14 protein-coding genes are annotated in these 13,853 nt (G+C 71.6%); 4 read left to right on the forward strand and 10 right to left on the reverse strand.

What is annotated here, in order from left to right:
• Window positions 1-32 precede the first annotated feature (32 nt).
• Both ACTWQD_RS07335 and ACTWQD_RS07340 read left to right on the forward strand, forming a co-directional pair.
• On the forward strand, window positions 33-725 hold the full coding sequence (locus ACTWQD_RS07335) for a GNAT family N-acetyltransferase (RefSeq protein WP_443195481.1): 693 nt from the start codon (window positions 33-35) through the stop codon (window positions 723-725).
• Window positions 726-801: 76 nt separating this feature from the next.
• A complete protein-coding gene (locus ACTWQD_RS07340) occupies window positions 802-3,189 on the forward strand; it encodes a DEAD/DEAH box helicase (RefSeq protein ID WP_443195482.1) in 2,388 nt (795 codons plus the stop codon).
• 20 nt (window positions 3,190-3,209) lie between these two features.
• On the opposite strand, the gene ACTWQD_RS07345 is transcribed toward ACTWQD_RS07340, so the two are convergent.
• The 7 genes from ACTWQD_RS07345 to ssd form a co-directional block, all read right to left on the reverse strand.
• Window positions 3,210-3,614: an Rv3654c family TadE-like protein gene (locus ACTWQD_RS07345; protein ID WP_443195483.1), complete on the reverse strand. Its 405-nt coding sequence runs from the start codon at window positions 3,612-3,614 to the stop codon at window positions 3,210-3,212.
• A complete protein-coding gene (locus ACTWQD_RS07350) occupies window positions 3,611-3,994 on the reverse strand; it encodes a TadE family type IV pilus minor pilin (RefSeq protein ID WP_443195484.1) in 384 nt (127 codons plus the stop codon). Before ACTWQD_RS07350 ends, ACTWQD_RS07345 begins: the two co-directional genes overlap by 4 nt.
• 200 nt (window positions 3,995-4,194) lie before the next feature.
• Window positions 4,195-4,512, reverse strand: coding sequence for a DUF4244 domain-containing protein (locus ACTWQD_RS07355; protein ID WP_443195485.1), 318 nt, complete (start codon window positions 4,510-4,512; stop codon window positions 4,195-4,197).
• Window positions 4,513-4,692: 180 nt separating this feature from the next.
• Complete coding sequence (locus ACTWQD_RS07360; protein ID WP_443195486.1) at window positions 4,693-5,316, reverse strand: type II secretion system F family protein; 624 nt, start codon at window positions 5,314-5,316, stop codon at window positions 4,693-4,695.
• Window positions 5,313-6,125, reverse strand: a complete 813-nt coding sequence (locus ACTWQD_RS07365; RefSeq protein WP_443195487.1) for a type II secretion system F family protein — start codon at window positions 6,123-6,125, stop codon at window positions 5,313-5,315. Before ACTWQD_RS07365 ends, ACTWQD_RS07360 begins: the two co-directional genes overlap by 4 nt.
• Window positions 6,122-7,396, reverse strand: a complete 1,275-nt coding sequence (locus ACTWQD_RS07370; RefSeq protein WP_443195488.1) for a TadA family conjugal transfer-associated ATPase — start codon at window positions 7,394-7,396, stop codon at window positions 6,122-6,124. Before ACTWQD_RS07370 ends, ACTWQD_RS07365 begins: the two co-directional genes overlap by 4 nt.
• Window positions 7,393-8,514 carry a septum site-determining protein Ssd gene (ssd, locus tag ACTWQD_RS07375; RefSeq protein ID WP_443195489.1) on the reverse strand — a complete coding sequence of 374 codons (1,122 nt, stop codon included), beginning with the start codon at window positions 8,512-8,514 and terminating at the stop codon, window positions 7,393-7,395. Before ssd ends, ACTWQD_RS07370 begins: the two co-directional genes overlap by 4 nt.
• Before the next feature lie 104 nt (window positions 8,515-8,618).
• Here ssd and ACTWQD_RS07380 point away from each other — a divergent pair, with 104 nt between their 5' ends.
• Both ACTWQD_RS07380 and ACTWQD_RS07385 read left to right on the forward strand, forming a co-directional pair.
• Window positions 8,619-10,340, forward strand: coding sequence for a bifunctional 3'-5' exonuclease/DNA polymerase (locus tag ACTWQD_RS07380; RefSeq protein ID WP_443195490.1), 1,722 nt, complete (start codon window positions 8,619-8,621; stop codon window positions 10,338-10,340).
• 140 nt (window positions 10,341-10,480) lie between these two features.
• Window positions 10,481-10,729 (forward strand): YegP family protein, encoded by a 249-nt coding sequence (locus ACTWQD_RS07385; protein WP_443195491.1) that lies wholly within the window; start codon window positions 10,481-10,483, stop codon window positions 10,727-10,729.
• A gap of 35 nt (window positions 10,730-10,764) precedes the next feature.
• Here ACTWQD_RS07385 and ACTWQD_RS07390 read toward each other — a convergent pair whose 3' ends face one another.
• The 3 genes from ACTWQD_RS07390 to ACTWQD_RS07400 form a co-directional block, all read right to left on the reverse strand.
• Entirely contained in the window at window positions 10,765-11,463 is a 699-nt protein-coding gene (locus tag ACTWQD_RS07390; RefSeq protein ID WP_443195492.1) for an NUDIX hydrolase, read from the reverse strand.
• A complete protein-coding gene (nth, locus tag ACTWQD_RS07395; RefSeq protein ID WP_443195541.1) occupies window positions 11,460-12,296 on the reverse strand; it encodes an endonuclease III in 837 nt (278 codons plus the stop codon). Before nth ends, ACTWQD_RS07390 begins: the two co-directional genes overlap by 4 nt.
• Before the next feature lie 99 nt (window positions 12,297-12,395).
• Entirely contained in the window at window positions 12,396-13,739 is a 1,344-nt protein-coding gene (locus tag ACTWQD_RS07400) for a hypothetical protein (protein ID WP_443195493.1), read from the reverse strand.
• Window positions 13,740-13,853 lie beyond the last annotated feature (114 nt).

Consider the following 13,853-nt stretch of genomic DNA (forward strand, 5'->3'; position numbering starts at 1 on the left):
TGCTTGCGGCGGGACGGGAATACTCTCATCACATGAGTCTTGAGGCCATGGTTGAAGACACCACGCACCTGCTGGAGATCTGGGTCACCGGCTGGGCTGGCTGCCGGGGTTATGAGGTCCGCCGGGAGGGCCGTTTCCCGGCGGCGTTCAGGGCGGACACGACCCACGAATGGGAGTATTTCGCCCATGATCCGTCCGAGGCGGAGTTCGCTGCTCTGGCGGCCACCACTGCGGAGGTGCCGGCCCGGGTCCTCACCGTCCTGACCAACGACACCGGGAAGTACACGTTCCTCGCCCAGCAGCACGGCCTCAACGTCACGTCGGCCTCGCAGACCATGATGATCGTGGACATGGAGACCCAGGACTCCGAGGATCCCTGGCTGCCGGACGACGACCTCCGGTGGGTGCCTTCGCGGACTGACGGCGTCCACCACGCCATGGTCTACGCCGGGGACGAGCTGGCAGCCAGCGGGCGGGTGTTCGTGGCCGACCACACGGCAATCTTCGACAAGATCGTCACCGAGCCGGGATACAAGCGCCGCGGCCTGGGCAGCTTCATCATGCGGGCCCTCGCCGCCCAGGCGTTTGAGCACGACGTGGACACCGGGCTGCTCCTCGCCTCCCTCGACGGGCAGAAGCTTTACTCACACCTCGGCTGGACCCCGGTCTGCCAAGTGCTGATGCTCTCGACCTCCGAGGAGGGCTCCGACCTGTCCGTCGGCTGACCAGGCAGGCTAGCTCTCGGTTTCCCGGACCACCCCGCCTCCCGGACGATTTGAGCCCGGGTGAAAGAATGAACGGGTGAACCCACATGAGTCCCTGATTCCGTTGCTGGGCCGCGGCCCGGAGCCGGAACAGCTCCGCCATGTGCGCACCATCCCCGCCCGCCGGGCCGTGAATGCCCCTTGGCCCGAGTGGGTGCACCCGGACCTGGTGCAGGCCTACGGGTCGCTCGGGATCCACGAGCCGTACCGGCACCAGATCCAGGCCGCGGACGTCGCCCACGCGGGCGGCCATGTGGTAATCGCCACCGGCACAGCATCGGGAAAGTCGCTGGCGTACCAGCTCCCGGCACTGGACGCGGTCCATCGCTCCGAGCTGCGGGTCCTTGCCGATCCGGGCAAAATCCACGACGACGGCGCCGTCACCCTCTACCTCTCCCCCACCAAGGCCCTGGCCGCGGACCAGCTCGCCGCCATCCGGGCGCTGAAGCTCCCCACCGTCCGGGCCGAGACGTACGACGGCGACACGGATCCCGCGTCGCGCCGGTGGATCCGGGACCACGCCAACTTCATCCTCGCCAACCCGGACATGCTGCACTTCGGGATCCTGCCCAACCACGCGTGGTGGGCACGGTTCTTCCGCCGGCTCCGCTACGTGATTGTGGACGAGGCCCACAGCTACCGCGGCGTTTTCGGCTCCCACGTGGCCAACCTGATGCGCCGGCTGCGCCGCATCTGCGCCTACTACAGCCCCGACGGGTCGGGGCCGGTGTTCATTGCGGCGTCCGCCACGGCGTCCGAGCCCGGGACCTCGTTCGGCCGGCTCATCGGCGCGCCGGTCCAGGCCGTGGCGGAGGACGCCTCGCCCCACGGCGCCACCACGGTCGCGTTCTGGGAACCGGCACTCACCGAGCTTAAGGGTGAAAACGGCGCCAAGGAGCGGCGCACGGCCGTCGCGGAAACCTCGGATCTGCTGGCCAACCTGGTGTCCGCGCGGATCCGGACCATCGCCTTCATCAAGTCCCGGCGCGGCGCGGAGACAATCGCCTCCATCACCAAGCGCCTCCTCGACGAAGTGGATCCCAGCCTGCCGCAGCGGGTGGCTGCCTACCGCTCCGGCTATCTGCCGGAGGAGCGCCGCGTCCTGGAGAAAGCGCTGCGCTCCGGCGAGCTGCTGGGCGTCTCCAGCACGTCGGCCCTGGAGCTGGGCATCGACATCTCCGGCCTCGACGCCGTCCTGGTGGCCGGCTGGCCGGGAACGCGGGCGTCGCTGTTCCAGCAGATCGGCCGGGCCGGCCGGGCCGGGCAGGACGCCATCGCAGCGTTCGTGGCGAGCGACGATCCGCTGGACACCTATTTGGTGAACCACCCCGAGGCGATCTTCGACGTTTCGGTGGAGGCCACGGTTTTCGACCCGTCCAATCCCTATGTGCTGGGACCCCACCTGTGCGCCGCCGCCGCCGAGCTGCCGCTGGGGTACGCGGAGCTGGACCTGTTCGGCGCGACGTCGGAGAAGTTGCTGGACCAGCTGGTGGCCCAGGGCTACCTGCGCCGCCGCCCCGCCGGCTGGTTCTGGACCCACCCGCAAAGCGCCGCGGCCATGGTGAACCTGAGGGCCGACGGCGGCGGCCCGGTGAGCATCGTGGACGCGGAAACTGGTTCCCTTCTCGGGACCATGGACTCGCCGCAGACCCACTACCAGGCCCACACCGGTGCCGTGTATGTCCACCAGGGGGAGAGCTACGTGGTGGAGGACCTGAACGAGGACGATCACTGCGTGATGGTGCGACGGGCCAACCCGGACTACTACACCACGGCCCGGGACGTGACCCAGATCGAGGTGCTCGAGACGCAGCGGACCACCCAGTGGGGGGACGTGGCGGTGCATTTCGGGGATGTGAAAGTGACAACGCAAGTGGTTTCTTTCCAGCGCAAGGCCCTGATCTCCAACGAGATCCTCGGTGAGGAACCGCTGCAGCTCGGCGCCAGGGACCTGTTCACGAAAGCGGTCTGGTTTGTCGTGGACAACCGCTCGCTGACCGACGCGGGGCTGATCGAGGCACAGTTCCCCGGCGCGCTGCACGCTGCCGAGCACGCGGCGATCGGGCTTCTGCCGCTGGTTGCCTCCAGCGACCGCTGGGACATCGGCGGTGTCTCCACGGCCATCCACGCGGACACCGGGGTGCCCACCATCTTTGTGTACGACGGCCACCCCGGCGGGGCGGGCTTCGCCGAACGTGGCTACGACAAGGCGCGGGTCTGGCTCGCCGCGACCCGCGATGCCATCAAGGCGTGCGAGTGCGAGTCCGGCTGCCCGTCGTGTGTTCAGTCGCCCAAGTGCGGCAACAAGAACAACCCGCTCGACAAGGACGCGGCCGTCACCCTCATCGATGTGCTCCTGAAGGACGCGACGGACCAGATGCACTCCGGGCTGTCCGACCACGCCGCGGCGCCGCTGCAGACTTAGCCACGGCTGCCGGTCCCGGTTCACGGCGGCGGCCCTGCCCTGGCCAGGCCGGTGGCCCGGCCCAGCGGAGTGGGCACCTCCAGCTCGGTGCGGACCTGCACTGTGCTGCCGCTGCCTTCCGAGCAGCTCAGCACCCTGGCGCCGTTCCTCCGGGCCACATCAGCGGCGACGCCGCAGGGTTCTCCCGGTGTGAGGCCCCGGGCAGCGTCAGCGGCGGCGAGTGCCGCCAGATCCGCGGCTGCCGCCGCCCGGAACGCCGACGCCGCCGACTGTGCCAGCACAACCACCACCACGGCCGCGAGGACCACGAGCACCGCCAGCCCCAGCGCCAGGACAGTTCCGGACCCGCGTTCCCGGTCCGCGCGGGCTTGGGAGTTCCCCTGCTGCGGGCCCGGTCCGGACCTGGGCGTTTGCGGCGGGCTCACGCCGCGAGATCCAGAAACCGGGGTGCCCCCGCCGGCGGAAACCGGGCCGCAGCAGAAGGACCGGAGGACTCGCTGCGGGCCCAGGCGCGGGCCGAGAGGGTCCACGGCAGAAGCGACCCGACAGCGCCCGGAACCTTGCCCGAGACAGTGACGCTGAACCACTCGCCGTCGGAGGCCAACGCCGGCACCGCTGCGCTGCCCGCGAGCCGCCGGACGATCACGCCCACGGCGGCCGGGTCCTCGCCCCGGGCCATGGCCCGTGCACCGGCCCTGGCCGCTTCCTCGAGCCTCAACTGGGTGACGCCCGCCGCGGAGCCTGCCAGCAGCAGGGCAAGGAGCAGCACCACGGCGGGCATCGCCACGGCGAACTCTGCTGTCACAGCACCGCGGGACTTTCCGCCGTGATCGCCCGTACGCCACAGCGGACCTGCCGCCCCGGGCCGGATCCTGCCGTGATCGGCTGTGCCCCAAAGTGCCCCGGGGCGGGTTCTGCCGCAGGCGTCCGCCCGCGCCGAGGCCGGCGCTGCTGCGGGCGGCACCGGTGTCCCCCGGGGAGTCCTGCGGGCAAGCCGCGCGGGGATCATGGCAACGCGAGCGCCGTGCGGATGAGATTCAAGAGGAAACCCCGCACCTCGTCACTGCGCATGATGAACACGAGGATGCCGGCGAACCCCACCGCGGCGAGTGTGGCAATGGCATATTCAGCCGTCGCCATCCCCCGCTCGGAGCCAAACAGCTTTGGCCGCTGCCTTGCCCGGCTCCTCGTCCGAATCGGCTCAACGGTGTTGGCACCCGGGAAGATTTCGAGGATCTCAGCGTCCCCCGGGTCGGCGGGCACAGGCGGGTCGGCAGGTACGGGCCGGGCGGCGCGGCCGGGGGCAGGGTGATGGGCTGACATGGGAGCGTCCTTTCATTGGGTTCCGGCGGGACCGCCGGCAGTTTCCACTCTCCCGGCCGGGCACTGGAGCGCGGAAGGTGCCGGTGCCGCCAAGTGGATAAGTCCGGGCATAGAAGGCCTGTGGGGGAACACTGGCAGGGCGGCCGCCCCGCTTTCCCGGCACCACCATCAGCGGCAGCATCAGCGCGGCAGCATCGCCAGCAGCACAGGAACCACGCCCAGGCAGACGAACGCCGGCAGGGAACACAGCCCCAGCGGCACAACCAGCCTCACTCCCAGGGCCGCGGCCTGCTTCTCCGCGGTCCGAAACCGTTCCCGGCGCAAGCGCGCGGCCTGGGCGTACAGGATGGCGGAGGACGGCGCTCCTGTATGCGCGGCAAATGCCAGGGCGTCGCGGAGGGCAAGCAGCCCCGGCGAACGGTCAGCGGAGCTGCGCCAGGCCGTGTCCCAATCGGCCCCGATGGCCAGCGCCGCGACCACCGGCCGCAGCGGGCCCCGGATCTCGGGGGTGGCCAGCCCCGCCACCAGGGACAGGGCCCGGCCGAGTCCGGCACCAGCGTCGAGCATCGCACCGATCAGTTCCAGCATCATGGCCACATCGCTCAGCCCGGTTCCGTCCACGGACCCGGCTGCTTCCCCGGCCGGGCCGCCATCGCTTCCCGCACTGCCCGGCTCTCCGGCCCCGGGCGCAACCCGCGCCGCCCGCCTGAACCGCCGCCTGGCCATCCCCCGGCCGGAGAACGCAGTCACTGCGGCCACCGCCAGCACCGCCGCAACCGCCAGGGCCGCTACGTCTGCCGTCACTGCTGGAGTCCCTCGGCCGCCCGGACCAGCCGTGCCGACCAGATCCGGCCCGCAGCGGTCAGCGCCAGGCCTGCCACGAGCGCCGCACCGCCCCAGGAGGTGCCCAGCAGCACGTTGACCCCGTCCACCCCAAGGAGCATGCCCAAGCCCAGGCCAAGGAACGGCAGCCACGTCAGCAGCCGCACCGTGGCCCGCGGCCCTGCCAGCGCCGTCTGCCGTGCGGCCTCGGCGTCGTCCTCCGCCTCCAGCTGGGCGGCGAAGCGCGTCAGCACCTCCGCCAGCGGGCACCCGGTGGCTTCGGCAACATCAAAACACGCGGCGAGCTGCAACCAGACCCGGCCCTCCCGCGCCCCTGCGCCGGCATCCGCGGTACCTGCCAGCCGTCCGGACGCGGCTGCGGAACGGATGGCCGCGCCCACGGGCGATCCGCGCATTGCAGCCGCCCGGGCGGCAGCCAGCAGCCGCACGGAGCCCGGCGCCAGTGTGGCCGTCCGGCCCGGCATTGCCGCCCCGGACGGCGGTGCCACGGGCTCACCCCCGTGGAGGAGCCACAGTTCATCCCACAACCGGCCCGGGGTGCGGCCGCCCTTCAACAGGGCTGCCAGCTGCTGCACCAGCAGGTTCATCGGCACGCCAGGCGGTCCTTTGCGCCGCCAGCGCGCCGCCCGGCCGGACTGTGCCTGCGGGCCGGCGCCGGGCGCCCCGGTTCCGGCAGCCAGCGCCCCGCCAAACCGCCGGCGGCGCGCACCCGCCGGCGACAAGGCCAGCAGCGCTGCGAGCGCCAGGACCCCCACCATCAGGGCGGTCACGGCCGGTCCACGTCCGCGGGCGCCGCGTCTGCGTATTTCACAACGTCAGGGTCCAGTCCGAGGCGGGCCGCGAGCCGGGGCCAGGCCGGCCCGCCTCGGAGCCCCCCGTCGCGGATGTCCAGCGCGGACCCGACCTCCAGACCCGCCGGGCCGTTGTCCAGCACCCCAACGCAGGACACCCTGCGCCCGGAATCCAGCCGCTCGACGTGGACCACGGCGTCGAGGGCGCTGGCCGCCTGCAGCCGCACCGCTTCCTGCCCCATTCCGGCGAGCGCACCCAGCGCCGTGAGCCTGGCCGGCACGTCCGCCGCAGTGTTGGCATGGATGGTCCCGCCGCCGCCGCTGTGTCCGGTATTCATGGCTGTGAGCAGTTCCCGCACCTCTGAACCGCGGCATTCCCCCACCACCAGCCTGTCCGGCCGCATCCTGAGGGACTGCCGCACCAGCTCGCCCAGATCCACCACCCCGCCGCCCTCCACGTTCCCGTGGCGGGCCTCCAGCGAGACGACGTGCGGGTGGACCGGGTTCAGCTCCGCGGCGTCCTCGATCAGGACCAGCCGCTCGCGCGGCGAACACAGGCCGAGAAGAGTGGCGAGCAGCGTGGTCTTCCCGGACCCTGTGGCGCCGCTGATCAAGAAACTCAGACGGTGCTCCACCATCCGTTCAAGCACCGCCTGCACCAGGTCCCCGAACATCCCGTGCCGCCGCAGCTCATCCATGGAGAAGACCCGTTCACGCCGGATCCTGATGCTGAGCAGCGTCCCGGTGGTGGAGATGGGCGGCAGGACGGCATGGACGCGGAAGCCGCCGTCGAGCCGGATATCAACGCAGGGCGACCCGTCGTCGAGCCGCCGCCCGCCGGCTGCCACCAGCCGTGCCGCCAGCGCGCGGACCTGCGCCTCGCCGGCAAAAGTAACGTGCGCTTTTTCGAGCCCGTCGCCGCGGTCCAGCCAGACCGTGCCCGGGCCGTTGACGAAGATGTCTGTCACTGCCGGGTCCCGGACCAGCGCCTGCAGGGGTCCCAGTCCGTTCAGTTCGGCGCTGATCCCGTCGACGGCGGCCAGCGCTCCGGCTGTGCCCAGCAGGCGTCCGCTCGCCTGCACTGCGGCCGCCACCCGCGACGGCGTCACCGGCGCGGCGTCGGACATCACCGCTTCCCGGACGGACTCCAGCAGCCGTGTGTCGACCGCGGCCCGGGCCGGCGGCCGGTACCCGGGAAGACCAGGGCGGGCGCCCGCATCCGGCGGCCCCGGCGCCGCATGGGCGCTCATGCGCCGGGCCCCGGGGCGAAGTCCAGCACCCGCCCGGCGAACCGCCGCACATTGCGCTGCCGTCCGGTGTCCAGCAGCCGCCCGAGTTCCGTGGCCGCAGCGGCACGCCGCACCTCCGGCACAACCCCGGCGAGGGGCAGGCCGACCGAATCCGCGATGAGCTCGGCGTCCAGCGGTGCACCCCGTCTTCCGCGCACCGCGAGCGCGGTCTCCACCGGCGGCAGGTCCTGCAGGAGCCGGGCGGTGGCCACGACCGCCCGCAGCATCGCGGGAACGACGACGATAATCCGGTCGCAGGCCCAGGCGAACGTCCGCAGGGTTTCCGGCCCCCGGCCGATGTCCACCAGCACCAGTTCGTACCCGCGACGGGCGGCGTCGAGCACTCCGTCCACGACGGCGTGCCCGACCAAGCTGTGCCGTTCCTTGGTCCCGGGCCAGGAGAGGAACGGGAACCCGCCGGCCAGCGGCAGGGAATCGGCCAGCTGGCGGGGGTCGATGGTGCCGCTGGCGTCGGCCAGGTCCGGCCAGCGGAGGCCCGCCGTCTCTTCGGCGGCCAGCGCCAGCTCCAGGCCCCCGCCCCACGGGTCTCCGTCCACGAGGAGGACACGCACACCCTCCCGGGCAGCCGCGGAGGCCAACCAGACAGCTGCCGTGCTGGCCCCCGCGCCGCCGCAGCCGCCGACGATCCCGAGGACCAGCCCGCCTGGAGAGGCCGTGCGGCCGCGGCTGAGGTGCTCGGCAAGCCAGGCCGCAGCATCGGGCAACACGGCCACGCGTTCGGCTCCGACGGCCGCCGCCAGGTGCCACAGGCGGTCGCCGTCCCCGCTGAGTCCGACGAGGACGGCTGCCGACTTTCCCCGGGGCGGCAGCTCGTTGATGTCGCTCCCCAGCAGCACGGCCGCGGCGGCGTCCCAGAACGGTGCCGCCTCCCGGATGTTCCCGGCTGTACGCAGCTGGCCGCCCGTTGCCGCCACAATCCGTTCCACTTCGCCGCGCAGCGGCTCGAGCCCCGTCACCAGGAGCGTTTCCGGCGGACCGTCCGGGAGCCAGACCCCCGTAGCCGGCCCGGCACGAACCCCGGGGTCAGGTTCCGGAAGTGGTAGCTGGTGCCTGCTCATGCAGCCACTCTTCCGGCCCCCGGCTGCGGCCGTAACCCGCACCCGCCGCTATGTGGACAAGCCCGGGGACATGGGACCCGGCGCCGCAGGGCAGAATTGACCTTATGTTCCTGCTGCTCGCCGCCCACGCCGACGGCGCAGCCCTCCAGGAACTCACCGCCGACGGCGCCCCGCACCCGGGCGCCCCGGCACCGCAGCTGGTCAGCGCCGCCGAGCTGCCCGCCGTCGTGCGGAACCTCGAACGGCGGCGGCCCCGCTGGATCTGGCACCGCACGCAGGACTGGTACCCCGCCCTGCTGGCGGCCGGCGTGGAGCTGGAACGCTGCTACGACCTCACGCTGAGCGGCGCCATCCTTGCCCACTCAGAGTTCACCGCCCACACCGCGTACGCGCAGAACGCGGAGAAACTGACCCAGGACGACGAGCTGCAGCCGCCGCGCGGACTGCAGCCGCCGCCCCCGCCGGCGGACCAGGGCGCCCTGTTCGATGATCCGGGCTGGCGGCAGCCGTCCCGCCCCACCCTTGAGGACCTCCGCACCGAATACGCCGCCCAGCAGGAAGCACTGCGGCAGGCCGGCGGGTCCGGCGCCGGGGCCACCCCTGACAACCGGCGGCAGCGCCTGCAGCTCCTGCTCGCGGCCGAATCCGCCGGTGCCACGATCGCCGCGGAAATGCAGCACACGGGTGTGCCCTGGCGGGAGGAACTCCACGAGCAGATCCTGGCCGGCCACCTCGGCCCCCGCCCGCCCCAGGGGCACCGGCCAGCCAGACTCGAAGCCCTCACCGCCGAGCTGCGGCAGCTGCTGAATTCCCCCGCGCTGAACCCTGACTCCCCGCAGGAGCTCATGCGGGCCCTGCACCGCAACGGTATCGAGGTCAAGACCACCCGGCAATGGGAACTGAAGGAGTCCGGCCACCCGGCGATCGAGCCGCTCCTGGCCTTCAAGAAACTCTCCCGCCTGCACGCCGCCAACGGCTGGACCTGGCTGGACGCCTGGGTGAAGAACGGGCGGTTCCAGCCGGAGTATGTGGTGGGCGGGGTAGTTTCCGGCCGGTGGGCGTCCCGCGGCGGCGGTGCCCTCCAGATCCCGCGGCAGGTCCGCGGCGCCGTGCATGCCGATCCGGGGCACAAGCTGATTGTCGCCGACGCGTCGCAGCTCGAGCCGCGGGTGCTGGTGGCCCTGGCGCAGGATTCCAGCATGGCCGAGGCCGCCCGCGGCAAGGACCTGTACGCGGGCATCGCCGCGCAGGGTTTCGGCGGCGACCGCGCCAAGGCGAAAATGGCGCTGCTGGGAGCCATCTACGGGGCCACCACCGGCGAGTCCGGCCGCCTGATGCCGCAGCTGGCCCGCATGTATCCGCGCGCCGTCGGCTTTGTGGAGCACGCGGCCCGCGAGGGCGAGGCCGGCCGGACCGTCACCTCGCGCCTGGGCCGCAGCAGCCCGCCGCCGTCGGAGCGCTGGCGGCAAAGCCAGCGGGCCACCAGCGCGGAAGAACAGCGCCGGGCCGATGCTCTTGCCCGCTCGCGGGGCCGGTTCACCCGCAACTTTGTGGTGCAGGGTTCCGCGGCGGACTGGGCCGCCTGCTGGCTGGCAGAACTGCGACGGCGGCTCCGGGCCATGCGCGCGGATGGCACCCCCGCCGGGGAACTGGTTTTCTTCCTGCACGACGAGGTCATGGTCCACTGCCCCGACGCCGCGGTGCCCGGCTGCCTCCGGGCAATCGAAGAGGCCGCGGCCGCCGCCAAGGAGCTGCTGTTCGGCCGGATCCCGGTGGAGTTTCCGGTCAGCGTGGCGGTGGTGGACTCCTACGACACTGCCAAGTGAACCGCCGTTGACGCCCGCCGTAACGTACCCGCCGGTAGCGTTGTGCCCTGCAAGTGACCCCGGTTACGCTCGGTAAGGCCGGTGGCTGAACCGAACTCCGCCGGCCGTGCAACGACGCATATTTTTGGGGAGGCAGCACCTTGGCTGGCACTTTTGAAATCGCCATGGCCGGTGAGAAGAAGTATTTCTTCAAGCTGACGGCATCGGACGGAACGGTGGTTGCTGTGTCACCGCTCTTCAACACCATCAAAGGCGCCGCAGCGGGCATCAACGCCGTGCGGGAGAATGCCGCCACGGGATTTGTCGTGGACAAGTCCCGGGCTCTCGACAGGTCCCGCGCTCTGGGCAAGGCCTCCGGCCAGCCCGGCGCCCGGCTGGCCCCCAGCTAGGCGACCGGCATCGCGGCCCCGTCCGGGGCCTTGGCTCAGCCGTCCAGCCTGCTCCACGCATCGACGTCGAGCAGGTTGGTGCGGTCCCAGGCGACCGCCCACCCCAGCTGTTCGAAGAGCTGGTTGAGGATCATCCCGGTAAAGCCCCAGACCACCACGTTGTTGACCGTAAACGCGGGGCTCTGGAACGACTGGCCCGCCCGGCTCACGGTGGCCATCACCCGGTTGTCCGGGTCCAGCAGGTCCCGGACCGGAACACGGAACACCTGGGCGGACTCGCCGTAGTCCACCACGCGCACGGGCGACTGGGACGCCCACCAGCCAAGCACCGGCGTCACCAGGAAGTTACCGCGGGGCAGTGCCAGCTCGGGCATGACCCCAAGGACCTCCACGCCGCCCGGGTCCAGCCCGGTTTCCTCTTCCGCTTCCCGGAGCGCGGCGGCGGTGACGGATTCCCCCGGGTCGATGCCGCCGCCCGGGAAAGCCACCTGCCCCGGATGGTCATCCAGCGTCTGCGCGCGCTGCAACAGCAGGACGTCCAGGTCAGCCGGGGCCAAGGCCTTGACGGAGGCCGCGGGGACGTCATCCAGCGAACCGAACAGCATCAGCACCGCCGCACGGCGGATCCGCTCGCCGGGTTCGACGGCGAGTTCCCGCCAGCGCGGATCCGGCGACGGAGCCGTCCCCGCCTCCACCGCCGCCACCAGCTCGATAAGGTCCCGGCGGGCCGTCACTTCGGTTTCCTCTGCGACTGCATCCGGATTTCCGCAGCCCGGTGCGTCTCGGCGAGAAGCTTCCCGAGGAGCTCCTCCTGCCCGGGGGCAAGTTCGTATTTCAACAGCTTCTTCGCCTTCTCCGGGTCGGTCTCCCCCATACCGTAGCTGGGGCACCAGTTCGCCACCGCGCAGGCGCCGCAGGCAGGTTTGCGGGAGTGGCAGACGCGCCGGCCGTGGAACACCACCCGGTGCGAGAGCATGGTCCAGTCCTTGGGCTCGAAGAGTTCTCCGACGTCGGACTCGATTTTGACCGGATCGTCCGATTCAGTCCAGCCGAAGCGGTTCGCGAGGCGGCCGAAGTGGGTGTCCACTGTGATCCCCGGGATGCCGAACGCGTTTCCGAGCACGACGTTCGCGGTTTTTCGGCCGACGCCGGGAAGGGTCACCAGATCGGCGAGCCGGCCGGGCACCTCGCCGTTGTACTCGTCCACCAGCCGGTTCCCCAGCGCCATCAGGTTCCTGGCCTTGGCCCGGAAGAAGCCGGTGGGTTTGATGATGGCTTCCAGCTCGGCCGGGTCCGCCTCGGCCAGGCTCTTCGCGTCCGGGTAGCGCGCGAACAGCAGGGGCGTGATCTGGTTGACGGTCACGTCGGTGGTCTGCGCAGACAGGACCGTGGCGACCACCAGCTCGAAAGGATTCCGGAAATCAAGTTCCGCGTGGGCATACGGATACTGTTCCGCGAGCGCCCTGTTGATCCGGCGGGCACGCCGTTTCAGGCCCAGCAGGGACTCCCCCGCCGCGCGTGTTCCGGCGGCTTTGGCGCGGCCGTTCCTCCGGCCCGCGCCCGGCACGACGGCCTCCGGCACGACGTCCCCCGGCACGACGGCGCCCGCCGCAGCTGCGGGGGCGTCGCCGGCCGGAATGCTGGAATCGCTGGCCACCGGTGCGGACTAACCGCGTTCGATGTTGCTGAGGTCCCGGAGCACGCCCACGCGGCCGTCGGTGTGCTGGACCAGGAACTCGTGGCCCCGGTCCTCCAGGGCCAGGACCCAGCCGCCGGGTTCGATCATGAAGGCCGTGGCTCCGCTGTGCTCGTCGATGGCGACGCGGGTCTGGGCGACGGCGAACCAGAACGCCTCGTACACGGGCTGGACATCGTCTTCCGCGGGACGGCTGGCCGGATCAACGGTGGCACCAATGGGCGCCTGTTCGCGGACCTGCGGGTTCACCGTGGTGGGGGCGCTGTGGTGCGCCGCCGCGGGAGCCTCTGCGGCCCGGGTTTCCTCGGCCGCTGCGGCCGGTGCCTGGCCGCTGGTAGCGGCGGCAGGCACGACGTCGGCGGCCTGGGTCTGCTCGGCGGCCGGGGACTTCTCGGCTGCCGCCGGTGCGGCCTGGGCGGACGCGGCGGGAACGACGCCGGAGACCTGGGTTTCCGGGGAGACGACCGGGACGGGGGCGGCGGCCTGGGCCGGAGCCTCGGAGGAGGCGGCCGGCGTCACGGAGCCGCGAGCCGGGGCGGCAGCACCGGACGCCGCCGGGGAGCCGGCAGCGGCTGCCGTTCCTGCCGCGCCGGCTGCCGCGGCAGCGCCGGACTGTCCGCCCGGGGTGATGCGCTTCGCCCAGCCGGCCACCGCGCTGCTGCCGGCGGCCTTGGGTGCGTGCTGGTCCACGGCCGCCTTCGGGGCCTTGGGGGCGCGGGGTTTGCGGACCGGGACCGCCGATTCGCGGGCCACGACGTGGGCGGGTACTTCGGCGCGGTCGAGGAAGTCACCGGCAAAGACGGGGATCAGCCGGCCCAGTACGGTGGCGGCAAGGAGTCCCAGGGCGCCGACGAGGGCCAGCAGCATGCTGGGCACGTATGCGCCCGCGACGGACAGGAAGAAGAACGCGACGGCGAAGGACGCCACCACGGAGCCGAACTGGTCCACGGACAGGGACCCGATCCGGATCTTCGTGCCGGGGCTGACGCGGCGGGCCACGAACAGGGCGGCCACGATCACGGGCAGGATGATTCCGAGGCCCAAGAAGAACAGGCTGCCCAGGTTCCACAGGTTGTAGCGGACGGCAAACATCGGGATCAGCGAAGCGATAAAGAGAATCAGCGTCGAGCCGAACACCGTGAGGTCCCGGATGGTGAAGGGCCCCAGGACGGCCTCATTCTTCTTTCCGGGCGCCTTGCCGGCCTTGTCCACCGTGAAACGGGGTGAGTCCCCGAAGCCGGCCGCCCGGTCCGTCCCAGCGTTCGACTGGCTTTGGGCAGGCGGCTTCAGCTGCCCGTTTGCTTGCTCGTTCAATTCGGTTCTCCTTAGCATGGCGGCGCTCTGGACAGCGCCGTCTAACGGCAGGTTGGGCAGGGTCCGCTCGCGGTCCGCCCGCCTCCATCGGATGTCACAACTTCATCTCAGCCT

It is taken from the genome of Pseudarthrobacter sp. 1C304, from assembly GCF_052245515.1.
GTDB lineage: Bacteria > Actinomycetota > Actinomycetes > Actinomycetales > Micrococcaceae > Arthrobacter.